General features: G+C 59.4%; 21 protein-coding genes and 6 pseudogenes. 4 read left to right on the top strand and 23 right to left on the bottom strand.

Going from position 1 to position 25,780, the window contains the following annotated elements:
* Positions 1-863: 863 nt before the first annotated feature.
* From A2G06_02345 to A2G06_02320, 6 genes are all read right to left on the bottom strand, one after another.
* Entirely contained in the window at positions 864-2,042 is a 1,179-nt protein-coding gene (locus A2G06_02345; GenBank protein ANA39412.1) for a hypothetical protein, read from the bottom strand.
* On the bottom strand, positions 2,018-4,951 hold the full coding sequence (locus tag A2G06_02340) for a hypothetical protein (GenBank protein ANA39411.1): 2,934 nt from the start codon (positions 4,949-4,951) through the stop codon (positions 2,018-2,020). Before A2G06_02340 ends, A2G06_02345 begins: the two co-directional genes overlap by 25 nt.
* Positions 4,952-5,363: 412 nt before the next feature.
* Positions 5,364-6,479 carry a hypothetical protein gene (locus tag A2G06_02335; GenBank protein ANA39410.1) on the bottom strand — a complete coding sequence of 372 codons (1,116 nt, stop codon included), beginning with the start codon at positions 6,477-6,479 and terminating at the stop codon, positions 5,364-5,366.
* A 118-nt stretch (positions 6,480-6,597) separates the two neighbouring features.
* Positions 6,598-6,783: a hypothetical protein gene (locus A2G06_02330; GenBank protein ID ANA39409.1), complete on the bottom strand. Its 186-nt coding sequence runs from the start codon at positions 6,781-6,783 to the stop codon at positions 6,598-6,600.
* A gap of 15 nt (positions 6,784-6,798) precedes the next feature.
* On the bottom strand, positions 6,799-7,047 hold the full coding sequence (locus A2G06_02325) for a hypothetical protein (protein ID ANA39408.1): 249 nt from the start codon (positions 7,045-7,047) through the stop codon (positions 6,799-6,801).
* Between the two features lie 138 nt (positions 7,048-7,185).
* Positions 7,186-7,713, bottom strand: a complete 528-nt coding sequence (locus A2G06_02320) for a phospholipase (protein ANA39407.1) — start codon at positions 7,711-7,713, stop codon at positions 7,186-7,188.
* 57 nt (positions 7,714-7,770) lie between these two features.
* Between A2G06_02320 and A2G06_02315 the strand changes: the two genes are divergently transcribed.
* Together A2G06_02315 and A2G06_02310 are read left to right on the top strand one after the other, a co-directional pair.
* Positions 7,771-8,496, top strand: coding sequence for a hypothetical protein (locus A2G06_02315; protein ID ANA39406.1), 726 nt, complete (start codon positions 7,771-7,773; stop codon positions 8,494-8,496).
* Positions 8,493-9,311: a hypothetical protein gene (locus A2G06_02310; GenBank protein ANA39405.1), complete on the top strand. Its 819-nt coding sequence runs from the start codon at positions 8,493-8,495 to the stop codon at positions 9,309-9,311. Before A2G06_02315 ends, A2G06_02310 begins: the two co-directional genes overlap by 4 nt.
* Here the strand turns inward: A2G06_02310 and A2G06_02305 are convergent.
* The 7 genes and pseudogenes from A2G06_02305 to A2G06_02275 all read right to left on the bottom strand — a co-directional run bounded on the left by A2G06_02305 (position 9,282) and on the right by A2G06_02275 (position 15,170).
* Positions 9,282-9,557 (bottom strand): hypothetical protein, encoded by a 276-nt coding sequence (locus A2G06_02305; GenBank protein ANA39404.1) that lies wholly within the window; start codon positions 9,555-9,557, stop codon positions 9,282-9,284. The two genes, A2G06_02310 and A2G06_02305, sit on opposite strands and share 30 nt — an antisense overlap.
* Positions 9,550-10,440 (bottom strand): hypothetical protein, encoded by an 891-nt coding sequence (locus A2G06_02300; protein ID ANA39403.1) that lies wholly within the window; start codon positions 10,438-10,440, stop codon positions 9,550-9,552. The genes A2G06_02305 and A2G06_02300 overlap by 8 nt, the downstream gene beginning before the upstream one ends.
* Before the next feature lie 77 nt (positions 10,441-10,517).
* Positions 10,518-11,309, bottom strand: a complete 792-nt coding sequence (locus tag A2G06_02295; GenBank protein ID ANA39402.1) for a hypothetical protein — start codon at positions 11,307-11,309, stop codon at positions 10,518-10,520.
* 57 nt (positions 11,310-11,366) lie between these two features.
* Positions 11,367-11,822: a hypothetical protein gene (locus A2G06_02290; protein ID ANA39401.1), complete on the bottom strand. Its 456-nt coding sequence runs from the start codon at positions 11,820-11,822 to the stop codon at positions 11,367-11,369.
* Between the two features lie 2 nt (positions 11,823-11,824).
* Positions 11,825-12,949, bottom strand: a complete 1,125-nt coding sequence (locus A2G06_02285; GenBank protein ID ANA39400.1) for a hypothetical protein — start codon at positions 12,947-12,949, stop codon at positions 11,825-11,827.
* Positions 12,950-13,287: 338 nt separating this feature from the next.
* Positions 13,288-14,214: pseudogene (locus A2G06_02280) on the bottom strand (ATP-dependent protease).
* 5 nt (positions 14,215-14,219) lie between these two features.
* Positions 14,220-15,170, bottom strand: a complete 951-nt coding sequence (locus A2G06_02275) for a thioredoxin-disulfide reductase (protein ID ANA39399.1) — start codon at positions 15,168-15,170, stop codon at positions 14,220-14,222.
* Positions 15,171-15,329: 159 nt separating this feature from the next.
* On the opposite strand from A2G06_02275, the gene A2G06_02270 reads away from it, so the two are divergent.
* Positions 15,330-16,325, top strand: coding sequence for a cation transporter (locus A2G06_02270; protein ANA39398.1), 996 nt, complete (start codon positions 15,330-15,332; stop codon positions 16,323-16,325).
* A 21-nt stretch (positions 16,326-16,346) separates the two neighbouring features.
* Positions 16,347-17,553 (top strand): annotated as a pseudogene (locus tag A2G06_02265) (threonine ammonia-lyase).
* Here the strand turns inward: A2G06_02265 and A2G06_02260 are convergent.
* The 10 genes and pseudogenes from A2G06_02260 to A2G06_02215 form a co-directional block, all read right to left on the bottom strand.
* Positions 17,504-18,187, bottom strand: a complete 684-nt coding sequence (locus A2G06_02260) for a hypothetical protein (protein ID ANA41572.1) — start codon at positions 18,185-18,187, stop codon at positions 17,504-17,506. The pseudogene A2G06_02265 and the gene A2G06_02260 sit on opposite strands and share 50 nt — an antisense overlap.
* 167 nt (positions 18,188-18,354) lie before the next feature.
* Positions 18,355-19,131, bottom strand: coding sequence for a GTP cyclohydrolase FolE2 (locus A2G06_02255; GenBank protein ANA41571.1), 777 nt, complete (start codon positions 19,129-19,131; stop codon positions 18,355-18,357).
* A 62-nt stretch (positions 19,132-19,193) separates the two neighbouring features.
* Entirely contained in the window at positions 19,194-19,907 is a 714-nt protein-coding gene (locus A2G06_02250) for a 7-cyano-7-deazaguanine synthase (GenBank protein ANA39397.1), read from the bottom strand.
* Positions 19,908-19,997: 90 nt separating this feature from the next.
* A pseudogene (locus tag A2G06_02245) lies at positions 19,998-21,186 on the bottom strand (cardiolipin synthase B).
* A gap of 134 nt (positions 21,187-21,320) precedes the next feature.
* The gene (locus A2G06_02240; GenBank protein ID ANA39396.1) at positions 21,321-21,521 is read right to left on the bottom strand and encodes a hypothetical protein; all 201 of its coding nucleotides are present in this window, start codon (positions 21,519-21,521) and stop codon (positions 21,321-21,323) included.
* A 36-nt stretch (positions 21,522-21,557) separates the two neighbouring features.
* The gene (locus tag A2G06_02235; GenBank protein ANA39395.1) at positions 21,558-21,782 is read right to left on the bottom strand and encodes a hypothetical protein; all 225 of its coding nucleotides are present in this window, start codon (positions 21,780-21,782) and stop codon (positions 21,558-21,560) included.
* A pseudogene (gene aspA / locus A2G06_02230) lies at positions 21,766-23,216 on the bottom strand (aspartate ammonia-lyase). The gene A2G06_02235 and the pseudogene aspA overlap by 17 nt, the downstream one beginning before the upstream one ends.
* Positions 23,217-23,249: 33 nt before the next feature.
* Positions 23,250-23,702 (bottom strand): annotated as a pseudogene (locus A2G06_02225) (ferritin).
* The gene (locus tag A2G06_02220; protein ID ANA39394.1) at positions 23,699-24,337 is read right to left on the bottom strand and encodes an HAD family hydrolase; all 639 of its coding nucleotides are present in this window, start codon (positions 24,335-24,337) and stop codon (positions 23,699-23,701) included. The pseudogene A2G06_02225 and the gene A2G06_02220 overlap by 4 nt, the downstream one beginning before the upstream one ends.
* A gap of 70 nt (positions 24,338-24,407) precedes the next feature.
* Positions 24,408-25,567, bottom strand: a pseudogene (locus A2G06_02215) (hypothetical protein).
* Positions 25,568-25,780 lie beyond the last annotated feature (213 nt).

Below are 25,780 nucleotides of genomic sequence, written 5' to 3'. Positions count from 1 at the left end.
AATCAGTTATTATCATTTAATCCTACGAAGGCACGGTTATGGAAAAATTTAGAATCCCTGCTCATGTCATCCCCCCGGGCAATGTGAAAGATTTCACCCCCCAGGCAAGCCATGCTCCGACCAATAGCGCTTCCATCCGCTATGCTGCTTTGTGGGCTTTGGGTGTTCGTGACATCCTTCCTCCTACAGACCTTGCATTCCTCGAAGATTGGTGCCGTCAACACCACTTAGAATGCCCTCTCTTTCCGAATCCCAATGGTCTTGAATCGCAGAGCTTTGCCCAGAGAATCAAGGATTGTCCTGAGGCAGCTCAAAATGTCGCCTGCTATCCTGGCAACAAAAACCGCAGGACACCGAGCTATGCCGAGACATACCACCTTGTATGGGTTGAACAGAAGTGGCCTGAGCTTTGTGCCGTGATCAGTAAGGTGGCTCGATGAACGAATAGGAAGGATTTATCATGGGTGAAGCGATATTTCAGTCGTCCGTTCCTGTCGCCACCGTGAATGTGATGAGAGCGAACAAGGGGAGCGGAACCCAACCTGAAATGGCAATCCGATCAATGCTACGCAGGCTGGGGTACCGGTATCGGGTAAACTTCAGGGTCCAGGCGGGACACCGCAAATGCCGTCCGGATATAGTCTTCACCAAAGCGAAGCTGGTCGTTTTTATCGACGGTTGTTTCTGGCATCATTGTCCTCAACACGGCAAGGTCCCAAAATCGAACATCAACTTTTGGCAGCAAAAGTTTGAACGCAACAGAGTGCGGGATCAAAAGGACACTGAGGCGCTGACTTCGCACGGCTGGAGGGTCCTGCGACTATGGGAGCATACAGGCACCGCCGAAGCCGTACAGTCAATCATCATGGCGCTATCCCCGACGCAAGGCGCATCTCTTCGCCGTTAACCCCCTCCTCTAGCATCTGCTTCTTGATCCCCCAGGCCAGGGCACGGGCCATCAGCGGCGGCACAGCGTTGCCGATCAGTGCATTCCTCTTGTCTTGGGCCGCCTTCACGGTGTTGAAGTAGTCAGGGAAGGACTGGAACCTCATCGCCTCACGAGGCGTGATCAGCCTGGGCTCGGCGTAGTGGAAGTGGCAGCCGACGTTCGGACGCCTGAAATAAGTGTTGATGGTGTAGGATGGCCTATCCGGATGCAACCGACCATAGGTGGTCGTTCGCCCGCCGGTCTGTTTGAACTTCATGATCCGGCCCGTCGCCACGGCATCGGGAACGTCCTGGAAGTTACCCCCCGGAGGGATGAACTGGATGATAGTGGCGTCCGTGGCCGACATCCGGGGTGTTTCATGCAGGGTGAAGGAACTGCCGTTGCCCGCCCTCATGATCTTGGCGAACTCGGAAGGCTCGCTATCGTTGTATGTGGCCACACCGCCCCTCTTGGTACAGGGGCCAAGGTCACCGATAGCAGCCAGCGCACTTAGGTCGTAGCTATTAAAGTCCAGGCCATAGCATTCATGGGCGTACTCGATCTTATTTGGCCTCACCGGTTTAAAGTCTTTGGCTCCGACCATGATGACCCTTTTCCTTCTTTGCGGTACTAGGTAATCCGTCGCCATGACCTCCATGACGGTGACATGGTACCCCAGATTCTCATAAGCTTTTTTTAGGAGATCCGGCAAACGGGTGCCATTGATCATGGAGGAAGCGATGCCAGGAACATTCTCCATGATAAAGGCTCGCGGCTGTTTCCGCTCGATGATCTCAAAGAATCGAAAGACGAGCTTGCCCCTTTCATCTTTGGGCTCCCGTTTGCCAACGAGAGAAAACGACTGACAGGGCGGGCCGCCGATGATGATGTCAGAATACGGGATGTCGTCGATGGGGATCTGTGTCAGGTCGCCGCACCGAGGCTTAAAGCCGAAGTTGAGGGTAAAGGATTCGGTCGCATGCGGCTCCAGATCGTTAGCCCAAAGGAGCTCAAAACCCTCCCAATGAAAGCCAAGGTCTAGCCCTCCAAGCCCACAAAAAAGTGATACGACGGTCAGTTTGTCATTTTTCATGGTTGCCTCGATGTGATCCATTCTTCCAGCTCGTCATGGACTTCTTTAAGTAAAGAGTCTTTTCCGAGAGAATTATTCCTAAAAACAATTTCGTCAGCGAACAAATCGTCCAGATGATTCCTCTCCGTGAGCTCAGCAGACGCCAGTTCCGCCTTGATGGGGTAAGGGAGAGACTTGAAGGCAGCGATGATTACATCGCGATTCTCGGGCCTTATCCATCTTGGATCAAAGACGCGAATCCTTTCGACTTGGTGCTCCTCGACAGCCAGCAAACCTTCCCTATTCTGGCCTTCACGCTCGAATTGGAGCTGCCCGAAGCTCGACATGAGAAAAGCCGCGATCAAGTAGGTGGCTTTCTTCCTGTCCAAACCGCTATTGTCATCTGTGGCCTTACAGGTGGCAAGGGATAGGAAGTTGCTGGAAATCCTGACCTGACGTCCTGCAGCATCAAAGGCAAAGGGGTTGATGTGAACACGGTGCCCCTCCCGCAGTTTCCTGTTCAGGATCAACTCGCCAGCCGCCGGCTCTCTCAGGATGAACCAGAGATTGTTGCGGGGAAGTACCCGCTTGGTCATGTTCACCTTCTGCATGACCTTTCTGATGTATTTACGTAGGCTACGCTCGGAGTAGATTTCTTTCAAGGCCTGGTCATGGTGGGTCTGCCATTTCGCCTTCTTCGGAGAATCTACGTATTCCGCTCGCCCTCTGAGACTAGGCGGCTCAATGATTGGGCACTTCGTGACATCCTGAATCGAGATCTCGTAGCCCGAGAGGTTTTTGGAGTTTCTAACCGCATACCCCAAGAAATCCGGGTTGATCGCAGCCGCGAGTGCCCGTAATTCTGCATTTTCTTCCGCAGTCAGGGGGGCACCCTCGTCCGTGGTGTACCTACCTTTCTTTTCCTTGGTGCTGAACTCCCTCCGGGGGCCGTAATCCGTCAACCCAACGGGGAAGGTGTAGACGATCGTTCCACCGCCTTCCCTGTCGGGACGGCCACTCCTCACGGAGGCGAATAGCTTCGTCAAGGCAGGCCAGTCTCCCGCAAGGAAGTCATTCTCCATGGCCGCCGAGAAATTCGACTTCCACCCGTCTTTTGCCTTCAACTCCTTCTGCCTCTTCTCGACGCATCTCCAGTGCATTGGCCACTCGCCATCCCCTTGGATGAAAGCCCGTGACAGGGCCTCCAAGTCCACCAACCTGGGGTCTTCGGTGGTCCTCACAAACTTCACAATGTTTTCGGGGTCCGGGGTCTCAACACGTTCGGCGATAATGATAGAGGTTGCGATAATCCACTTTTTAAAGAAGGCACTGTGGGGGTATTCGAAGATGCCCTTGATGTTATAATTGCCGAGGAAAAGGTCTTTTAACGGCCGGCCATAACTGTTGTTGTACCACTTGTTGTCAAGGATGATCGCCACCCGGGTCCCGCTTTTCACGCACTTCGTGACGAACTCGACATAGTAGTTATAGATGTTTGCCTGTGCCCCTATCGTCTTGGCAGGTTCCCCGCCAACTCTTTCAATAGCCTCTGCGTAATACTGGCGAAGTTCACCTGGTATCGGATGCCCATCCTGGTTCTCATACCGCTTGAACGGAGGGTTCATGAGGACGACGTTGGCTGCCCTCAGCAACTGCCACCGAGCGAACATATCATCCCTGCTGATGAAAGCCATTGTGGACGGTTTGAGCGATTTTGGTTCCTTCAGGGTTAAACGCAAAGCGGCCAATTGAGCCGGGATGAAATCGACCTCCACCCCCTGGCTAACCCTTAAAGCTTCCTCGAACTTAAGCCCCAACCCGACAAGTCGGTCGTATGCCGCCGACAACAGCGAGCCTTCCCCACAGCAGGGGTCCACGACGTTTTCGACGACCTCACCGATAGCGAGATGAGCCAATACTGCGGCGAGTTCGGGGTCGGTCTGAATTTTACCCCTGCGGTTCTGCGCCTCGATTGGATGGACACAAGTGAACAGTGAATCTACCAGCTCGCAGGCGTTACCTGCCTTCTTTGCGAATTCAGCGACCTTTGCCCCAGGCTGATTCAAGACGGCGACGTATTCTTTCAGTTTATTAAGGGTACCCTTGTCAGTTATGCTTCTGTAGCTCTGCAAGGTGGACTGACTGAAGATGCTCTCAAAGTCCACCTCTCTCAGCTTAGCGAAAGCCTTCACCAGAGATGTTGGTACGTCATCAGTGAGAGGAGGGATCTTACTCGCCCCGGAATGTCCGTACTTGATGAGGACCCCCTTCAGGTACTCAAGCAGCAGGCACCTCAAAAACAGCATCTTCGCGGCGTCCGCCTCGATCTCCGGTGAGAAGTAATTTTCCACCACATTCACAGCCGTAGGTGAAAGGGAAATTGTCGGAACGGCCAGGTGTGAACCTGAAAGGCTGTTGGCTGCGGCCTCCCACTCCCGCAAGACCCGAGGCCAGACATTCTCGAACTTGGGCACCTTCTCGTTAATCACGGTCGAGATGATCGCCTTCATGTCTTTTACGAAGGCGGCTTTGTGCTTCTCGACGGGGGTAACTGTGAAGTCGCCGTTCTCAATCTTGCAATCATTCGGCGGCAAGGACCCATTTAAGGCGAACAATTCCGAGAGTTCGAGGTTGGTGGTGGCAAAATATTTCGGGCTGCTGCTGTCGTAATGAGAGTAGTTCGACTCTGCGTAACTCTTGGCTTGTATCTTGGTCCTAGACGAACAGACTGCCTCTCTTGTCCTCTTGATTTCGACGGCGAGGACCCAACGGTTCGTGCCCTGTTTCAGGAGTACGTAATCAGGTATCCCCGGGTTGCTGTCGGTACGGACGTGATGTTCCCACTTGTATCCCCCGTCAAGACCAAGCTCAGAAAGAGCTTGGTTTGCGAGAATCTCAAAGGCGGGGTGAAAACAGTTGATTTCGTGTTTAGAGTAGGTGAGCCAGGACATCACAGGTCTCCATTACATCAAAATTAAGATTGAAAAGTCTGCAAGACTTCTCGGAGGGTTTCAGGGGCAAGCCTTTCATCACCGAAGACACTGAAAATGAGGTTGTCGATTTCCGCCAGGGCGCCTGCACTCTGTTCTTCGGAAGAGATCAGTTTCAGGCCTAAGTCCTCCAGCAGAGCCACATCCTCTTCCTTGAATGATGCCAGGTCAGGGACAGACACTTGCCGATACTCGAACAACTGGATCTTCGACAGGCCGCTACCCTGGGTGCGAGCAAGGGAAAGGGTCTCAACGCAGACGGCGGTGGAGTTGAGGATGGCAAGCCAGGCCAGAGGGGAACCCCTCCGTGGTGTCAGGCCATAGAAATTGTCAGAGTAACATCTATCATTAAGGATATGGCGAGGCCTCTTCCTCATGTAGTAGTTAAAGATGATCGGAGCAGTGGGGGGATTGCGTGAACGTGCCAGTTGAACGGGCGCTCTTCATACCACGTCAGTACGGAGATATTTTTCGTCGGATCTTGCTGTGCCGCTTTGATGCGATCTTTAAGGATCAACATTATCGATTGGTTCGTCTCTCCCCTCCCTATCAGCAACGCTGACTCAGGATGATCTGACGGGACCTTAAAGCCCTCGATGGAGCACACCTTCTTGACGAACGGCGTCGCCCCAATAGCCTTCCCCTCGGCGAAATCGCACATAAAAAAGTCGGATTGCTTAAGCCTCAAACCTCTCTTCGAATGGAACAGGTCGCCAATGGTGCTGAATCCTCGTATGCCGGCTGCGTAACCACTCCTTGTTCCTTCTAGTTTTTCAGAGTGGACTGATGACGTGGCTTGGCACGTCTTCTTCGTGCCGTAAATGATCGTTGCATCGATAAGCCTCCCCTCGAATGGCTGTCCTCCGACAGGCTTGCATATCACTTCGCTGCACTCTGAATTTATGAATTTGATCAGCCATTGTCCGAACTTCGTGAACTGCCAAGAGTCGTAAACGATGCATGAAAAACGGCCACCTGGCTTTAGATCTTTGACGACCTTCACCAAAAAATACACATACAAGTTAGATGTCCCAGGGATTTCTACATCATAAAGCCCCTTGAACAAGGCCCTATATTCGTCCTTTTTCCCGATCCACTCCTGTCTAATATAAGGAGGGTTCAGAATAGCATAGTCGAAGGCGCTCTCGAACGAGAGGGAAAGGTAGTCGCCTTTGCGACAAAAACTTGATGTTTTCATTTTCTTGAGATAATCCCTCGTCAGGGAGATCATTTTTTCGTCGAGGTCTACCGTGACAATGATATCGTCAGGCCCAATGAGGTTGTGCCCTAGTAGACTCTTAGGGAACGTGCATGGCCCTACGCAAGGGTCGAGTATGCGGATTGGTCGTTCCCTGTCGCGAGTGACCATTAAGTTACGGGCCATCTCCGAGGCAATGTGGTCTGGCGTAAAAACCTGACCAAGCACCTTATGTCTTTCGGTTGGCTTTCTTGCTAGGGATTTTGGGTCACTATATTGTAATTGCGGCATTTTAAATACTCCTCATAGGTCCTGCATCAAACCAGCTTCCTAATTTGGGATGTGCAGTGATGCAACAATCCTACACGCCAATGCGACTCAATATGTCTCAACTCACCATCTCAACTCTCTATTCATCGTCCTTACCTTCCTCAGGCTCAGGGTAGCACTCCCGGCACAGCCAGACACCCTCGCAGTAGGGCTCCTCGTGCAAAGCCACGCCGTCCGGGTATCGCTTGAACTCTCCGCATTTCGCGCATGACTCGTTGCAGGCAAGCATTCTTGCCCTATCAAATGCCGTACCAGCTCCCACCATCAACCCACCTCCCTGCTATTCCGGGCCGATTTCCAGCCTGTTGCACCCGATTGCCCGGAGACATTGCATCAGGAAGACCGCGCTGAACGTTCCCCTGCTCAACTTGCAGTCGATGCTTGCCTTCGTAACTTTGACACCGATCCCATCCAAGCGAGCCACGAGCTCCTTATGACCGATGTTCTTCCTCGCGAGCTCCGCCTTCAAGAGCCCCTTAACTTCTTCCTCCCACTCCGGGTCACTGATTGTTTTGGCTCGGCTTGTCATTGTCAACCCAATTAATAATTATTTTACCGTAAAATTATCATATATGCAATATATTTGTCAAATATGATAATTTTACGGCACAAGAAAAGGCGCACGAAGCGCCTTCCTCCCAAGACACCAAACTGGTCCGCCTGAAGCCTATCTCACCGCATATGGCTCCGAGTGTTCCCGGTGGACGGCGTAGTTCGCCAGATATTTCTCAACCAAAGCCTTGTCCCTTTTGATGATCAGCAGGTTCTCTGCGTTCCGCTCTTGAGCCGCCTTCGTGAAGTTGAACGATCCGGTGAAGACTGTCCGCCGGTCGATGATCATTATCTTGTTGTGAGCGATGGCGTGCCGGTCGTCGATGAAGACCAGGATGCCCGCATTGTTCAGGAAGGTGGCGGAGGTGTATCGCTCCTTCCTCTGGCTTTTGTCCAGCACCGCCTCGACTTTCACGCCCCGTTTGTGCGCATCCAGTAAGGCCTTGGCGATGGGCTTTGAGGTGAAGGAATAGGCTTGGACAAGTATCTGGCTCCTAGCGGCATCGATCTCGCGGACTATCTTGCCAGCGCAGTCCTCGCCCGGAGTGAAGCAGACCTCGACGGTTCCGGCGGCCAGAACCGGCTCCGCTGGGGCAGAGGCCGACAGGAGCACGAGCATAAGCACAACAAGAATTTTCTTCACGATTCTCTCCTTCTTGCCGATAACAGAAGAAATAACCCACTTCTGGGGTGGTCACCCATGCAGGAAACACCCTACAAGATCCGCCAGATCCTCAAGCGGCGTCCATCGGGCGTTACCGAAGCCTCGTACTGCGCCCTCGACGCAATCCTGAAGTTCGACGGTCCGGAATCGCCACATTGCGTCTACATCGAGCATGTGGCTCTGCGGCTTGCCCAGACCTTCCATATTCCGGTCGCCGACGGAGCCCTTACCATGGCGGGCGACGGTCCGGCCTACGCCAGCCTAGAGGTGGCCACTCCCGGAATTCCCTTGCCGAACGTCCTTGAGTCACAGTGCGAACGGATCGCCAGAACATATCCCAACGAGGTGGCGGCTCTCACGGCCTTCGACATCCTGATCGGCAACTGGGACCGGAAACGCAACTTGAAGGCGAGCATCGTAACGCCCCATATTCGCCTGTTCAAGGCTTTTGATCACAGCCACGCTCTCCTGAACATCAAGGAAAGCCCTCGCGACAGCATAGCTCTTCTTGACAGCAACGACCTCATCCTCCGCTTTCATCCGTTTTTCGGACACGTCTCCGGTTCGCTTCTGGAGGAATGGATGGACCGCATGGCGGCAGTTGAGGATATTTACATCAAAGAGTGCTGTTGTTTCGGACGGCCATTTCGGGCTGTGGACGAGCAGTTGCAGTCGGGCCTCGCCAAGGCGTTGTCCCGGAGAAAAAACACCCTCAAAGCGATTCTGGCGGCGAATATCGGCACAATCCGTCCCATACCATGAACATCGAGTTCCATCTCATTCAATACATTGACGATCCTCTACGCGGGGAGACCCGCAACATAGGCATCGTCGCCCGCAGGTATTTCGAGGCTGGATTCCGCTTAATAGGCATCGATAATACGGGAGCCGTCGATCCCGGCTGTTTCAGGGCTCTTTCGGGCAATATCGGGAAAGACGCCTGGGTTTTCGGCGAATGGATAGAATGGTTCCGTTCTTTGACGGCGAATGAGGCCTGGGAGCCGGATTTGTTTGTGGCAACAATGTCGGAACTGGAATCCTCTGGAGGCAGGATCATCGCGAGGAAAGGCGGAGTGCTTGAGACTCATTCCAGGACTTCTCTCGACGATGCGCTCAACCATCTTTTTGGCCGGCTTGTAAGCAGCCCGAGGCCAAGAAGGAATGAATTCAGCGAACGTCTTGAGGAAGTCCTCCAGGGGTCGGAGATCTGTTACCGCCCTGATTTCCTCCGTGACATAGAGGTGGAGTTTTTGCCATGCGAAGGAAAACCGCCCGAGACCGTAGGTCTTTTTTGCCTGCTTGAGAAAAAGCCGAGAACCGCTTTCAAGATCGTCCGGTTCAGAACCGGAAAAGAGGCTTTCATCCGGCAGATGAACGACGCGATCTACACCTTCGAAAAACTCGTAGAGCATGGCTTCGTGGAGAAGGATCGCTGCGTCATCTTGACCGAGGCAATCCCGGCCAGTAATGCCGGCCCTGCCCGACGGCTCGCCGAGGCTGGACATTTAATAAACATACAGATGGACGGCGCCGCAAGGCATATCAGCTCAATTGTCCGCGCAGGCTCCCCCGCCTAATGCATACGCCCAGCGCCACTTCTCCCACGCAGGCAGCTTCTTCATCTCCCGTTCCGCCTGTGCTGCCAGTTTATGCGACGGATACTCCCGCGCTGCAAGCAGCCGCAACGGCCGTCTGAGCTTCGTGTAGAGCGCTCCTTTGCCCTCCTCGTGCTGCCGGTACCGGGCCTGCACGTCCTTCGCGATCCCGACGTACATCCCGCCGCCTTCACACTCGATCATGTAGAGCCACCACGAATCAGCCATTGCTCACCACCTTTTCCACCTCGTCCCGAAGCCGGGGGTTGATCAGATCCAGGTACTTGATGGCGGTGAAGTCGGTTATCCCGAACGCCCGGGAGAGGGCCTTGGGGTGCTTCAGGCCGTTCAGGTACGCCTGGTGGATGGCGGTGGCGAAAAGCGTTTCGGCGTTGACGCCATGCTTGTTGAGGTAGTAGGTCACGGCTGCCTCGGTCAGATGGCTCCCCCTCGTGCGCCCGGGGAAGAGGTATTCGTTCTCCCGTTCATCGTCAACTGCGGACAACGCCCGCCTTGCCACCAGCCAGCGGTCGAGCAGCTTGCACACGGGACCGGCAAGAGCTATTTCCGTCCTGCCGAAGGCGACCCGGTAAACGCCGTCCCGGCCATGCAGGAGATCCGACACCTTCAGCCGTACCACGTTCTTGACCTTTTGCGCGTAGAGCAGCATCAGGACGCAGATCAGAGATTCCTTGAGCGATCCTTCGTCGGGATTCAGCCACTTCCCGAGCAGTTCGGCGTGGCGCTTGTGGTCGAGGAACAGCCCTTGCGGGATTCCCCTGTTCACAGTTTCCACTTTGATCTTTCTGAAAAGCTTCTTGTACCTGTTGAGGTAACGGACGAAGGCACGCACGCCGTTGCGATAGCCAGGGTTCCGCATGATGAAATGGTCGAGCGCCGTCTGGTCGATCTGCTGGACCGATGCCACGGTGCTGTCCATGCTCGACAGGAACCGCACAGCGGAACGCAGGGCGCTGGTTACGGTTCTTTCCCCAAACCGCCTTCTCTTCCCCCTCCATCCCCGCCTTTCATACCGTTCACTGACCAGACGGAGGAAGAGCCGGAAATCTCCCAAGAGCGGCAGGTACCAGGTGCCCTCCGCCCTTGCCATGATCCTCTCCTGTGACCGGCGCTCGGATGCCGCCTCAAGGGCCTCTTCGGATGTTTCCGGCAGAACGCCTGCACCAGTCAGAAACCCGTAGGGGACCGCGTGACGACGCAGCCCTTCCGCCCCAAACACCCTGGTAAGGCGTCGGGAGTCACGGCGTCGGGAAAGTCGAACGAGGCGTCGAGAACCGCGAAGAAGAGGAAGTATTTTTCAAGCCTGAGAGCCGCCTTTTTAGCCCCGATCCTGTCCGCCAGCTTGATCATGAACTTCGAGAAGGATTCCCACACCCATTCACGGTTGACAAGGGCCATCGCATCGCTCAGCCGCTCATCGACGCTCTCCCGCCAGTAGCAGTCCTCGCAGCGGGTTTTGCTGTGCCTCTTCCCCTCCTTCCCGCACTTCGGGCAGATCCAGGGCTTGCCGTCGGTCTTGAGGCAGTCCTTGCAGACAACCCGGCCGTCTGTGGTGACGCCTTCAGGCCGGCGGTTCTTGCCGCAGCACGGGCAAGTGATGTGCCCCTTGCGCCGGCAGATCTGACAGACCGGCTCAGTGAAACCGGCCTTGAAGTCCCGCGCAAGGTAAATGCTCAACTGGCCGCAGACCGGGCAAGCTTTCGGTTCCTTGAAATGTTTGGCGCACGAAGCGCAGGCCACCCGACCATCCTCAAGGATTAATGCCGCATGTGGCGTGTCCTTCCCGCACCGGGCGCAGGGCCGGCCTTTTGACCGGCATTTCTTGCAGAGAGCCGGCGTCCTGCCGCCGGGGGTCCTCGTGGTCTCCCCGCACGATTCGCAGGGCACCGGGCGGAATTCCCGCTTGTAGCAGGCAGGACAGTAGGAGATTCCGTCGTGGACCGCCTGCGCCCTCTTCATCGGCCTGTGGCAGCACCCGCAGGCTTGCGCTATTTTCCGGCCGTGGCGGGACATGCCCTACCTGTCCTTCTTGTACGGGTTGGGGATCGCGCGCAGTTTCGGTCCAGTGATGTTTTCCAGACTCACTCCCTCCGGCAGGTTTGCCCGGGTGGCCTTCGGCTTCGGCTTGCCCTCGCGCTTCCTGTCGGCCTTGCCTACGCGCGGGACCGATTCTGCGGCCTTCTGGTCCATCGACTCCCCGCCTTCCTCGTCGGGGTTCACCATTTCGACGGCCAGGATCTCGTTTGCCGTACAGTCGAAAATAGTCACGATGGCGTCCAGAAGATCGCTGCTGATCCGTTGCGGCCGGTCATGGACGAGCCTCGCCACATGGACGCTGGTGATCTCGTATCCCAGCGCTTCGAGCCGTCTCTTGAGCTCGGTCGCCGTGCGTATCCGGTGCTCGGCCATCAGGACCGGCAGCCTCCATACAAGCCTCTTCGTGAGCTTCAGGTTCATACCGTCCTTGCCCATGCCTATTCCCCCTCTCCCTTTATCTGGCTTATCTGTTTTTCGATGATGGCCCGCATCTCTTCGCTGACGATTTCGTCGGGGATGTGGGTATATCCCTGCGTTGTGGCCGCATAGACATGGCCGTGCTTCCTGCGGTTGGCCTCCAGGCTCATCCTCAGCGACTCATGCGATACCGAGGAATGGCGCAGGCAATGCGGTGAAAACCCCCTGCCTTCAAGCCCAGACAGTTCCATCGCGTGCTTGAACCTCGCCTCGAAGGTCGAAAGGGCCATCCGCTTGCCCCGCTCCGAGAGGAACAACGCCACCTCGTTGGGATCGGCGTTAAGCAGGAACCGGGGGCGAACCTTCGTCAGGTACCAATCCATCAACGAGGGGAAGTCAAGGTTTGTCACAGGAACATAACGGTGCCTTTTCCCGCTTCCCTTGCTTCCCTTGCCCCATACGGACATGAAGCCGTAATCCCCCAGATCCGGGATCTTGGGGTTCGGTGAAAAGGACGTGATATCGAGGCCGAGGCATTCGGAAGCCCTCAGTCCTCCGGTGTAGGTGGTGAAGAACATCGCCTTGTCGCGCATCAGCGGGTAGAAGTCCTTGCTGCCGAACTTCCCGGCGCTGATTATCTCCTTGTCGAAGACTTCCAGAATATGGTCGATTTCCCCGTGTGTGATCGCGGGTCGCTCACGCGACAGCTCGCGCTCGCAGGCGTGGGGGATGCAGTTGTCCTCGTTGCATATCTGGACAGGGGTGATTTTGTAGAACCGCTGGATCTCGTTCCTGAACCGCACGTTTTTCGTCAGGTAGTCCAGGAACCGCCTGACGGCCCCCTGATAGGTCCGTTCAGAACTGCCGACGATGTTCCTGTCACGGACAAGGTGCTCGCACCATTTGTCGAAATCCTCTTCCGTCCAGCGCCAAGGAGCTTTGAGGGAGTGCATCACGAAATCCTTCACCGCCGCCATGTCCCGCATGACCGTCTTGGGACTGTGGCGAAGGGCACCAAGTTGCCGGCTCATGTACGCCTCGACTATCCGGGCGAAGAGTTCAGCCTCGTCCTTTGGCAGGACATGGTGGATTTCCAGTTTCCCGGCGTCTCCGCCGACCACATGCAAGACGGTTTCATCACCCATGACATTCCCTCCATCTGAAATGCCCAAAACAGAGAACAACAATATTCGACCAGCGTTAAATGTTACTTTACCACCCTATAAGTTGAAAAGCAACTTTAAATGTTTAAATCCAACATATTTCATTTAAAGTTGCCACAAATGCTGCAACCATGGTTAACATGCCGTTTTCTCTAAGGATTATCACGGTCGCGTGATTTTCCAATATTTGCACAGGAAATGTGGGAAATGTTGAAAAGCAACCAGAAAAGTTGCAGCTCAAAATCAGGATTGTTTAGTTGTTCTGGTGTGTTAGGGGAATTGTGAGAAAAGAGGAAGGAATACTAGCAATATTGTAAGTTAGGAAGCTCATCCAGAAATAACACGCCGTAATGGGAAAGGGAGACCTCGCCGGGGCGGGGCGTATTGCCTCCGCCGATCAACCCGATGTCGGAAACGGTGTGGTGGGGGCTGCGAAACGGCCTTTGGGCGATGAGAGCATGCTCCCGGTCCAGCAGTCCGGTTATGCTGTACACCTTGGTTGTCTCGATGGCCTCTTCGAAGGACATCCTGGGGAGAATGGTGGGGATCCGGCGGGCGAGCATGGTTTTGCCGGAGCCCGGCGGTCCGATCATGAGGAGGTTGTGCGACCCGGCTGCAGCCACTTCCAGGGCGCGCTTGGCGTGCTCCTGCCCCTTCACCTCGGCGAAATCGTCGCCGGTCCCGGCGTTGCGCTCGAAGAGCTCCGCCACATCGACCCGATGGGGGTCGATACGCCGCTCGCCATTCAGAAACTCGACCACCTCGGCCAGCTCCGACACACCGATGACGTCGATGCCCGCCACCACCGCGCCCTCCGGCGCGTTCTCCCGGGGGACGATGATGCCCGCCAGCCCTGCGGTGCGCGCTGCCACGGCCACCGAAAGACAACCGCGCACGGGCTTGATGATTCCGTCCAGGGAGAGCTCTCCCAGCAGGAGATACTTCTTCAGCCGCTCATCTTTCACGGCACCGGTGGCGGCGAGGATCCCGACGGAGATGGGCAGATCGAAGGCGGCACCCTCCTTTTTCAGGTCAGCAGGCGCCAGGTTGACGGTTATCTTCCGGGGCGGGAAATCGTACCCGGCGTTCTTGAGGGCCGACTTGACCCGGTCCTTGCTTTCCTTGACCGCCCCGTCGGGGAGGCCGACGGTGGCGAACTGGGGAAGCCCCGGCGAGATGTCCACCTCCACGTCGACGATGACGGCGTCGATCCCGAGCAGGGCGCTGGAGAGGGCTTTGGCGAGCATGGCGGTCAGGGCTTGAGCATATCCAGGTAGCGCTCGGCGTCAAGGGCGGCCATGCAGCCGGTTCCGGCGGAGGTGACCGCTTGGCGGTAATGCCGGTCCTGGACGTCGCCGGCGGCGAAGACGCCGGGAATGCTCGTGGCGGTGAAGTTCCCCTCGGCCCCGCACTGGGTACGGATATACCCCTCGTCCATCTCCAACTGTCCCTCGAAAAGGTGAGTGTTGGGAGTATGCCCGATGGCGATGAAACATCCGTGGACATCGATCTCCTTGGTCGATCCGTCCGCATGGCGGATGCGGACGCCGGTCACCCCAGCCTGGTCGCCGAGGACGTCATCCAGGACGTGGTTCCACTCGATGGTGACGTTGCCGCCGCGGGTCTTTTCGATCAGCTTGTCGGCCAGAATTTTCTCGGCCCTCAGCTTGTCGCGCCGATGGACGAGCGTGACGTGGCTGGCGATGTTTGAGAGGTAGAGGGCCTCTTCAACGGCCGTGTTGCCGCCGCCAATGACCGCCACCGCCTTTCCGCGGTAGAAAAAACCGTCGCAGGTGGCGCAGGCGGATACGCCTTTGCCCTTGAACGCCTCTTCGGAAGGAAGCCCGAGATAACGTGCCGACGCACCGGTGGCAATGATGAGCGCATCGCAGGTGTAGATACCGGAATCCCCTTCGAGCCGGAACGGGCGCTCCCGCAGATTGGCGGTATGGATATGATCATAGATCATGGCGGTGTTGAAGCGCTCGGCATGGCGCCGCATCCGGTCCATGAGATCCGGGCCGAGGATTCCGTCCGGGTCGCCGGGCCAGTTGTCCACCTCGGTGGTGGTCATGAGCTGGCCGCCCTGCTGGAGCCCGGTGATGAGGGCTGGACTCAGGTTGGCGCGGGCCGCGTAGACGGCGGCGGTGTAGCCGGCCGGGCCGGAGCCGAGAATCAGGAGACGATGGTGGGCTGTTTGCATATTAACGTCCTCCAAAAAACTATCGCGACAAGATACCAGCAACCTTGGGGAATTGCAAGCGTAGACGGGTTCTTTACCATTGACCGGCCTGTCGGCGCTTTGATACACTTCGCCGACAAGCGACCCCCACAAAAGTGGTGCCGCCCCGGGAGACCTCTGATGCACGCAGACTCTCATCTGGACAGAAGCATTGCCGGACGGCTGAAATATGCCATCGCCCTGACGACCCTGACCCTCGTGGCGGAAGTGGCCGGCGGCATCTGGACCAACTCGCTCGCGCTCCTGTCGGACGCGGCCCATGTGTTTCTCGACCTCTTCGCCCTGGTGCTGTCGCTGGCCGCCATCAAGCTCGCCTCATACCCCGCCAGCGATACCCGGACCTTCGGCTGGCACCGGGCGGAAGTTTTTGCCTCGTTCATCAACGGCGCCACGGTCTTTCTCATGGCGCTGGGCATCTTTTACGAGGCAGCGGGACGGCTGCTTCACCCGGAAGAGGTAAAAAGCCTTCCGATGCTGCTCATCGCCACCCTGGGCCTGGTGATGAACCTCATTTCGGCCACGGCCCTCCATGGGCACTCCCACGACGACCTGAACGTCCGTAGCGCTTTCCTTCACGTAGTGGGTGACGCGGCGGCTTCGGTGGGGGTCATCGTCGGCGGCCTCATCATTTACTTCACCGGTTGGTACGTCTTGGATGCCCTCATCTCCATCGGCATCGGCTGCGTCATCTTCGCGGGCTCGTGGCGGGTGCTGCGGGAGGCGTCGCACATCCTGCTGGAGGGAGTCCCCCGGGGGATGAGCACACGGCAGGTGGCCGACGAGATGGCCGGCGTGGAAGGGGTCAATGCCGTTCACCAGATGAACATCTGGACCATCTGCTCCCATATTCTGGCGCTGTCCGCCCACGTGGACGTGAAGCCCGAGTACAAGGAACGGCAGGCCGAGGTTCTACGGCAGATCGAACAACTGCTCCTCGAGCGGTACCACATCACCCACACGACCCTCCAGGCCGAGTGCACCCGCTGCGTGGACGGGCCGGTCATCAAGGACCTCCGGCACCGGCCGCGCCACGGCCAGAGCCATGACGACCATAGCCACTCCCATGTGCACTGCACCCACGGCCCCCACGAACATCATCACGGGCATTCACACTAGCAGGCCGGAGGCGCAATCCCAATGCTCCCCTACACACTGATCCAGGAAGCCGACGACCGGCTCAGGAAGCGGGTCCGCCGCACCGAGCTCATCCACTCCCATCACTTCAGCGAGAAACTGGGAGTCCCGATCTACTTCAAGTGCGAGAACCTCCAGCGCACCGGTGCCTTCAAGATCCGAGGCGCCCTGAACTTCATGACGGCGCAGCGCGGGATGCCCTGGCAAAAGGCGTCATTACCGCTTCTGCCGGCAACCATGCCCAGGGAGTCGCGTTCTCGGCCGACCTGCTGGGAGTGCCGTCCACGGTGTTCATGCCGGAAAGCACGCCGCCGCAGAAGGTCTTTGCCACCCGGGACTACGGCGCCGAAGTGGTGCTCACCGGCCGCAACTTCGACGAGGCGTACGCTGCGGCGGTCCAGGCCCAGGAGGAACGGGGCGCCCTTTTCGTCCACCCCTTCGACGATCCGCTCGTGATGGCCGGTCAAGGCACCATCGGCCTGGAGATTCTCCAGGAGCTTCCCGATGTGGCCAACATCCTCGTCCCCATCGGCGGCGGTGGCCTCATCGCGGGCATCGCCACGGCCATCAGGGAGACCCATCCCCAGGTGCGGATCATCGGCGTGGAAACGGCAGCGGCCCCATCGGCCCACTATTCGCTGCAAAAGGGGAAGATCGCCCAAGTGCCCGTGACGGTCACCCTGGCCGACGGCATTGCGGTCAAGAAGCCCGGGGTGAACACCTTTCCCATCATCAGGGACTTGGTGGACGAGGTGGTCCTGGTGGAAGAGGAGGAGATCGCCCTCGCCATCGTGGCGCTGCTGGAGCGAACGAAACTCCTGGTCGAGGGGGCCGGGGCCGTCCCGCTGGCCGCGCTTCTCAACCGGCGCGTGGCGGAGCTCTCGGGGAAAACGGTCTGCGTCCTGTCGGGCGGAAATATCGACGTGAAGACCATCTCGGTGGTGGTGGAACGGGGTCTGGTGGCTGCCGGGCGCTACCTGAAACTGAAGGTGGAACTGGACGATCTCCCCGGCGCCTGGCGCGCCTTGCCACGGAAATCGCCGAGGCGAAAGCCAACATCTCCATCATCACCCATGACCGGCGCTCGAAATCGCTCCCCATCGGCAAGACCGAGGTCCTCATCGAGCTGGAGACCCGGGGGTTCGAGCACATTCAGGAGGTTATCTCTCACCTGCAGGGGGTTGGGTATCTGGTGGATGTGCTGAAATAAGGCCGGAAACGAATTCCGCCGTAAGCGGTGCCGTTGCGCCGGCCCCGGCCAGCCCGGGACGCCGCAGGTCGGCGGCGGTATCCACATCATACCAGACAGGAAGAAGCTCGACCCGCACGCCTGCCGCCTCGGCCCGCGCCAGCGACTGCTCCAGCACCTTCCCCGTGGACCAGGGGATGTGGCGGAAAAGCTCCGGCAGGTACCGCTTCAAGGCCAGCAGGTAGTAGCCGCCGTCCTCCGAGGGACCATAGACCGCATCCACCGTGGGGCGACCCAGCAGCTCGAACGCCAGCCGCACGTACTCCTCGGGCAGATCGGGGGAGTCGGTGCCGATCACGGCAACTTCACCATACCCCTCATCGAAAGCGACCTGGAAGGCCGAATCGAGCCGCGCCCCCAGATCATCCCCCTCCTGGGCACGACATGCCCACCCCGGAGCTGTCTCTGCAAAGAAATGTCCATTCCCCTCTCCCGGCTCGTAGAAGAGCAGGAGAGCCACGCCGGCCATTCGGGCACACGTGGCAAGGATATCCAGAAGCATCCGCCGGTAGAGCTCAGCGGCGTCCCCGGGAGAGAGGGGCGGCGTCAGCCGTGTCTTCACCCGGCCGGCCATGGGCCTTTTGGCGAATACCATCAGAGCTTTTGACATGGCTGAAGGCTCATGAACAGGGAGTTTGCAGCGAACAACGGCTAGCGTTATCCACAACTTCCAGGGTTTTCCACACAGTTATCCACAGGGAGGCGTCGACAGATGCTTTGGCGAGTGTTAACAAGGAACGTGCGTGAGCACATGAACTACGCTCATGCCTTTCGCTTATCCCGCTCAATGGCGGCATAGGCGGAATGCTTGTGGATCGACTCGAAATTCTCCGCCTCCACCGAGAACCAGGTTATGGCCTCGTGGGCGGCCAGGACCAGGGTCGCCTCACGGACGATATCCTCCACGAATTTCGGGTTCTCGTAGGCCCGTTCTGTCACGAATTTCTCGTCGGCCCGCTTGAGGAGCGACCACACCGGGCTGGAGCCGCACCCCTCGATCAGGTCCACCAGGTCTTCGATCCAGACGAAGCCCGCATACCGGACCCGGACCGTAATATGGCTGCGCTGGTTATGGGCGCCGTAACGCGAGAGCTCCCTGCTGCACGGGCACAGGGAAGTGACCGGCACCTGGACCCCGAGCACGAAATCGAACGTTTCGCCCAAGGTTCCTGTGAAGGTGCAGGTATATTCCATGAGGCTCCTGGCTCCGGACACCGGGGCCCGCTTCTCGATAAAGTAGGGGAACTCGATCTCCAGATGGGCCGAGGATGCGCCGAGCTTTTTCTTCATCTCCTGGAGGATCGGCTCCATCTTGTCCAGGCCGATGTCCTCGCGGTAGACGTTGAGAATCTCGATGAAGCGGCTCATGTGGGTTCCCTTGAAGTGGTGGGGGAGATCCACGTACATGTTCACCCGGGCCACGGTCTGCTGGAACTTCCGGTTCTTGTCCATCACCACGATGGGATAGGAGATGTCCTTCACCCCCACCTTGCTGATGGGGATCTTGCGGGTGTCACGGCTGGTCTGCATATCAGGCATCGGGCCGGACGGGGCAGGGGCGTCGGGCATCAGGGATCGGGGATCTTCGGTTTTCTTCGTCCTCATGCAGTTTCCTTCCCGGCCCCGGTTCCCTGGTCCACGGTTGCGTAGTTCACCGGGTCCGCCACCCCTGCCTCGGCAAATCCCTTGAGCCGCAGGCGGCAGGAATCGCAGAGCCCGCAGGCAACTCCCGCGGGGGAGGGATCGTAGCATGAGTGGGTGAGCCCGTAGTCGACCCCCAGAGCGAGCCCCTTCCGGATGATCTCCGCCTTGGTGAGACTCATGAGGGGGGCATGGATACGGAAGCGGTCCGTCCCTTCCACCCCGGCCCGAGTCGCCAGATTGGCCATGGTTTCAAATGCGGAGATGTAGTCGGGGCGGCAATCGGGGTAGCCCGAATAATCCAGGGCATTGACACCGATGAATATGTCGAAGGCGCCGAGCACCTCGGCCCACCCCAGGGCGAAGGAAAGAAAAATGGTATTGCGGGCCGGCACGTAGGTTACCGGGATATCGTCCCCCACCCCCTCCTTGGGCACGGCAATATCGGCGGTCAGGGCGCTGCCGCCGACCTTGCGCAGGTCGAACTCCACCACCATGTGTTCCACGGCCCCTGCGGGCCGCGCATTCCTCTTGGCCAGCTCCAGCTCCACGCTGTGGCGCTGGCCATAGGAAAAACTCATGGCATGGGGCTCGAATCCCTCGGCCCGCGCAATGGCGAGACAGGTAGTGGAATCGAGGCCGCCACTGTAAAGGACAACGGCTTTTCTAGTCATGGGAATACCTCGCCGGACAGGGCGTTTCAGGGGCATGGGAGCCCTGGGCCATCGTACATCAGGAATGGACGAGGGACAAGGGTGAAGACGCTACAGAAACCAGCTCACCGATCCGCAGAGACGCTCCAGCACGCGCACATGCCAGCCGCGCTGCTCGTGCTCCTCAAGGACCACCCGGCGCGATCCGGCAAGGTCCTCGGCGAACATTTCCGCTACCTGGCTGCCGAACTCGTGGCTGGCAACGATGGCGTTCACCTCGTAGTTGCGGTGAAAGCTGCGCTGGTCGAGATTCGCCGACCCCACCACCCCCCAGGCGTCGTCGATGAGCATGACCTTGGCGTGAAGGACCGGACCCTGACGTTCGAATATCTCGATCCCTTCCCGCAGGAGCGGAGAGTAATAGCTGCGGCTCACGAGGCGCACGATGGGGACGTCGCTCTTGGCCGGGAGGATGATCTGGACCCTGACGCCCCGCCGGACGGCCCGCAGCAGCGACCGGACCACCCGGGCCCGGCACGAAGTAAGGATTCATGATCCGGATCGACTCGCCCGCGCCGGCCATGGCGATGCGGAAGGCGTTACGGATAAAGGAACGGGCATGGTAGGGGCCGTCGCTGATGACCATCACGTCGGCATCACCGGCCGCGGCCACGGGCGGGCGCTCCTGATGCCAGGCCGGAGAGGCGCTCCCCCTCTCGTCACGCCAGAACTCCCGGAAGAGCTGCGACAGATCCATGACCGCCGGCCCGTCGATCCGGATGCCCACATCCCTCCACCGTTCGCAGGGGAAGCCGAACCCCGAATACTCGTCGCCGATATTGACTCCGCCCGTGAATGCGGTTTCCCCGTCGATCACGGCCATCTTGCGGTGGTCCCGCTTGTCGAACCAGGCGATCCCCCGCCTGAAGGGAGGGGGATTGAAGGCGAGACAGCGAACCCCGCCCCGTTCCAGCCGGCGGAAGTAGGCGGAAGGAGTGTCAAAACAGCCGATGTAGTCGTAAATAAGGGAGACTTCCACCCCGCGTGCCGCAGCGGCCAGCAGCGCTTCGGCAAAGGCCGCGCCCGTGGCGTCGTCGCGCACGATGTAGAACTCGGCGTGGATGTGGTGGCGCGCCTCGGCAAGGGCCCCGAGCATGGCCGGGAAGAAATCGGCCCCCGACGTGAACAGCTTCACCCTGTTTCCCCGGGAATGGGCCGCCTCGGCATTCCTCCTGAAAACCCTCAGAAAACGGGGGGCGCGCGGGGTGCCCAAAATCATTTTGCGGCGAACGATGGACATGTTCCTTGCTCCTGCATCAAGGGTAACGCAGGCATGCCGGGGGAGCAAGGAAAGACGGGATGACGCAACAAAGGGGCGCGGAGTTTCCCCGCGCCCCTTGACAGCAGTCACCGGCGGCTTCGTCCGCCGTCCTCTCAATCCTCGTAGGCGACCACCCTGACGAGGCCGATGGTCTCGCCCTGGTCATCGGTGGTCGGCGAGTCGGAGACGGAAACGATCCGCTTCACGCCGTTTCCGGCTACGAATGCGTTGACCATGGCATCCAGGGCGGAAAGCTCCTGCATGGCCTTGAGGGAACGGAGCTCCATGCCAAACGTTTTGACCTTGTAACCCATGCCATCCTCCTTTACCAGCGATCCGCCGCAGGTCCGCTACTGGACGGACACCACTTCCTTCACTCCCGGCACCTTCTCCTTCAGGGTCCGCTCGATCCCCATCTTGAGGGTCATGGTGGACATGGGGCAGTGGCCACAGGCACCGACCAGCTTGACCTTCACCACGCCGTCATCGGTAACCTCAACCAGTTCCACGTCGCCGCCGTCCGCCTGGAGCGCGGGGCGGACCAGGTCGAGAACCTTCTTAACGTCTTCCAGCATTGTTGTCTCCTCCTTGGGTTGTGTTCTCTGCTTGATGGGCGGCTCCCGGCACGCCGGGGCTGGTGAGCGGGAATGGATCGAGGATCTCCGCCAGCCGCCCGGCCGACAGAAGCTGCCGGTCTTCCACGATCTGCCGGATGCTCCGGCCCGCGGCAGTCGATTCCTTGGCAACCTCAGCCGCCGCGGCATAGCCGATATAGGGCGCGAGCACCGTGGCAAGCCCCACCGACTGTTCCAGGTAGCCGAGACAGCGCTCCCGGTCTGCGGTGATGCCGGCGATGCAGGCGTCGGCCAGCCTGGGCACCGTATTCTTCAGTATCTCCAGGCTGAACAGGAGATTGAACGCGATCACCGGCATCATGACATTGAGCTCCAACTGCCCGGCCTGGGCGGCGAGCATGATCGTCGTGTCCGCGCCCATGACCTGAAAGGCGACCATGTCGGTCACCTCGGCCATGACCGGGTTGACCTTCCCCGGCATGATGGAAGAGCCCGGCTGGAGCGCCGGCAGCGCAATCTCGGCCAGCCCGGTCCGGGGGCCCGAGGAAAGGAGCCGCAGGTCGTTGGCGATGCGGGCCAGGTTGACGGCAAGCCCCTTGAGGGCGGAGGAGAGGGCCACGAAGGGGTCCATGTTCTGCATCCGCTCCACCAGGTTCGCGCCGCGCACGAGGGGAAAACCGGTTTCCCGGGCGAGCTCGGCCACCACCAGATCGATGTAGGCGGGCTCGGCGTTCATGCCGGTACCCGCCGCGGTGCCGCCGATACCCAGTTCCGCGAGCCCCGGCACTGCTCCCTCGACGGCGGCCAGGTTCTTCTCCAGTGCCAGGGCCCACGCCTCGAACTCCTGACCGAGGCGGATCGGTACCGCGTCCTGCAGGTGGGTCCGGCCGCTTTTGAGGATGTCGTCGAATTCGGCGGACTTTTTCCGAAGCGCGGCCACGAGCCCGGCCAGGGCCGGCCTGAGATCCTCCGCCAGCCGAAGGGCCGCCAAGCGCATGGCCGTGGGGAAGACGTCGTTGGTGGACTGGGCCATGTTCACGTGGTCGTTGGGATGGACAGGGGCATATCCGCCCCGTTCCTCCCCCAGCAGCTCATTGGCCCGGTTGGCGAGCACCTCGTTCACGTTCATGTTGTGGGAAGTGCCGGCGCCGGCTTGAAACGGGTCCACCACGAAGTGTGCATCAAAGGCGCCGGCCAGGCACTCGTCGGCCGCCCGGACGATAGCGTTCCCACACCGGACGTCGAGCCTCGCCGTGGCCATGTTGGCCTGGGCTGCGCACTTTTTGACCAGTACCGTCGCCCGGACGAGGGCCGGATGGGGCATCAGGCCGGAGATGGGAAAATTCTCCACGGCCGGGCCGTCTGGGCGCCGTAGTAGGCGGCCGCCGGAACCCGTACCTCGCCGAGGGTATCCTTTTCGATCCGGAACGTCACCGTGCATGACGTTTCCCGGTCCCCGGCCGCCGGTTTTAAGGCATTGTGCTTTTCCATGATGATCCGCAGGTGCTCCGCCTCCTCGTCACGCAGGGTGCGCAGCATGCTCTTGCCCTGGGGGTCGGTGGTCTTCTCCATGAGCTCTTCGAAGTGGGCGATCCCCTTCTTCTCGATCGCCATGGCGATCTCCAGGGCCTGGCGATCGTCGGTGTCGAAGGCCACCTGCCTCTCGTCCGGGCCGGCCGGTTCGAGGGAGACGGTGGAACCGCCGTAGAAGACCCAGCGCCCTTCTTTGTGGAGGGACTGATACAGTTCGGAGAGCGTGAGGTAGTGCTGCTCCTCCGTGCGGGCAAGCCAGCGGAAGATCCGCTTCCCCTCGGGATTGAACGTCTTGTGCTCGGCCCGTGTATAGAAGTCGAAGGTCTCCTTCTCGATCTCCATGGCTCTCATGATGGCATCGAGCATTTCCTTGCCGTGATCGTTCATTGGGGTCCCTCGCTGAGTGGCAGTGTCAAGCCGAGCAGTTCATCGACGGTGCGGGAGAGATAGACCGAGCAGCCGAGTTCCGCCGGAAGCCGCAGATCGATATCGTAGCGGTCTCCCACGAAAAGGCACTCGGAGGGTTTCCGGCCGATGTCGGCAAACAGAGCGTCCAACGCCTGGAGGTCAGGCTTCGGACGCCAGTTGTCCTCAATGGTGACGACACGGCGGAAGAGCCCCGTCACGCCGATGGCATCCATGATTCGGCCGGAAAGGGCACGGTTGTTGTTGGTGTAGAGGTACAGCTCCCGGCTGGCGCCGAGGGTGCGCAGGAATTGCACCACCCGACTGTCGCGCCGCAGGTGGGGTTCCGGTGCCACCTCGGCGGCAAAGCGGCGATGGAGCTCCCTGAGGTCGCCGCCGAGTTCCCGGCAGGCATCGCTCAGGGAGGCCTCCCTGCCGAAGCGGGCGGTCAGTTCGCGCCTGACCCGCCGGACAATCTCACCCGCCTCTTCCGGACTCACACGGAGCAGGTCCGCCAGATAGCGGTCGGCGCAGGCTGCGATCTGCACTCCCAACGACTCGCTCTGGTAGAGAGTGCCGTCCAAATCGAACACGATGGCGTCGATGCCGGTCAGCATGGGATGGCTCTCCGGAAACTCAACGGCACGGGCCGCCGCAGGAAACAGTCTATCACCCGAACAGGGGCTGTCAAAGGAGCTTGCTCCAGTCGCGCATGCAGAGCAGGCGGGGATTCTCGACCCCCTTGGCCTGCACGAGGATCTTAAAGGTATCGCCCATTCCCCCCTCGGGCAGGACGAGCTTCTTCAGCACCAGCCGAATTTTAATCCGCTCCTCTTCGGTGGCGGCAGCCGCCTCCAGGGTCATGAGCTCCTCCATGAGACCCGTTGCCATGAGAAAACGGTACTGTTCGCCGAACCAGACCTTGCGCAGCCCCAGTTCCTCACCGCGCAGGATGAGCGTTGTGAAATCCACGTGGCTCGTGATGTCCTGATGGCCGACCCACTGGTACGGGTCTTCCTGGATCGTGTGGCGGAAGTAGCAGAGAAGGGTTCCGTTCTGGCGCATGGGGCCGTAAAGCTCGGGCGAGAGGAAACCGTAATCCACGGTCAGCACGAAGCCCCGCTCCAGGCAACGGGCGACCCCCTCCAGCCACCGGCATGCGTTGAGGTTGATCTCGGCCCGTTGCCCCGGCTGGAGATTGACGTCGATCCGCCGGAAATAGTCCGCCAAGTCGGGCGTCGAAGGAAGGTCGAGCTGTTCGGCGAAGCCGTCGCCGGCGGCGGTGACGAAGACCTCCCGCAATCCGGCAGGGGTCATCTCCACCACGTGGGTCGGGAAGGAATCGATGAGTTCGTTGGAGTAGAGGCAGCCGGTGAACCTGAGGGTACCCCCCATCAGCTCGGCCGGATCGTTCCACCCTACCCGGCGAGGTGCTCGGCCAGCACCTGCCGCTGGGCTGCGGCCAGGGACGGCTCCGCCTCCACGAGCCGCAGAGTGAGGCAGGCGTAGAGTTCCGGGTTCAGCTCCCGGACGGCGTCCAGCACATCCGCCGCCAGACGGCCGTGGCCGGCGCCGGCCTCCACCAGGGTGAAGGGCGCCGGGCATCCCATGACCTCCCACATCCGGCAGACCTCCCGGCCGATGAGCCGGCCGAAGACCCGATGGACGTTGATGCTGGTGTAGAAATCCCCCTCGGCGCCCACCTTGCGGCCCGGGGACGTGTAGTAGCCAAGGCCCGGCTCATACAGGCACGCGGCCATGAAGTCGGCAACGGTGATACGCCCGCCCCGTTCCTTGATCCGGTCGTGAATGATGCCGCGCAGCCTGGAATCGTCGATCTGTTCCACAAGCCCTCCCCAAAAATACGATTGTATAGTGTAAGGGCCGCTGTTTGTCAATCACAGGTACGCTCTTGCTCTAAACGAAGGACAGTGATACAAACAATCTGTGTGTGAACCCGCAACACCCCGTGCCTGTGCCCGCCGCCAACCGGCGGCCCCGGCACAACCCGTCACGGCCCCATGCGGCGTGGCGGGATGGTTCGGCGCCTGACGGCCATG

It is taken from the genome of Geobacter anodireducens (assembly GCA_001628815.1).
GTDB classification, from domain to species: Bacteria; Desulfobacterota; Desulfuromonadia; order Geobacterales; family Geobacteraceae; genus Geobacter; species Geobacter anodireducens.
The sequence above is the reverse complement of the archived record's forward strand: the minus strand, read 5'-3'. Positions and strand labels throughout refer to the sequence as shown.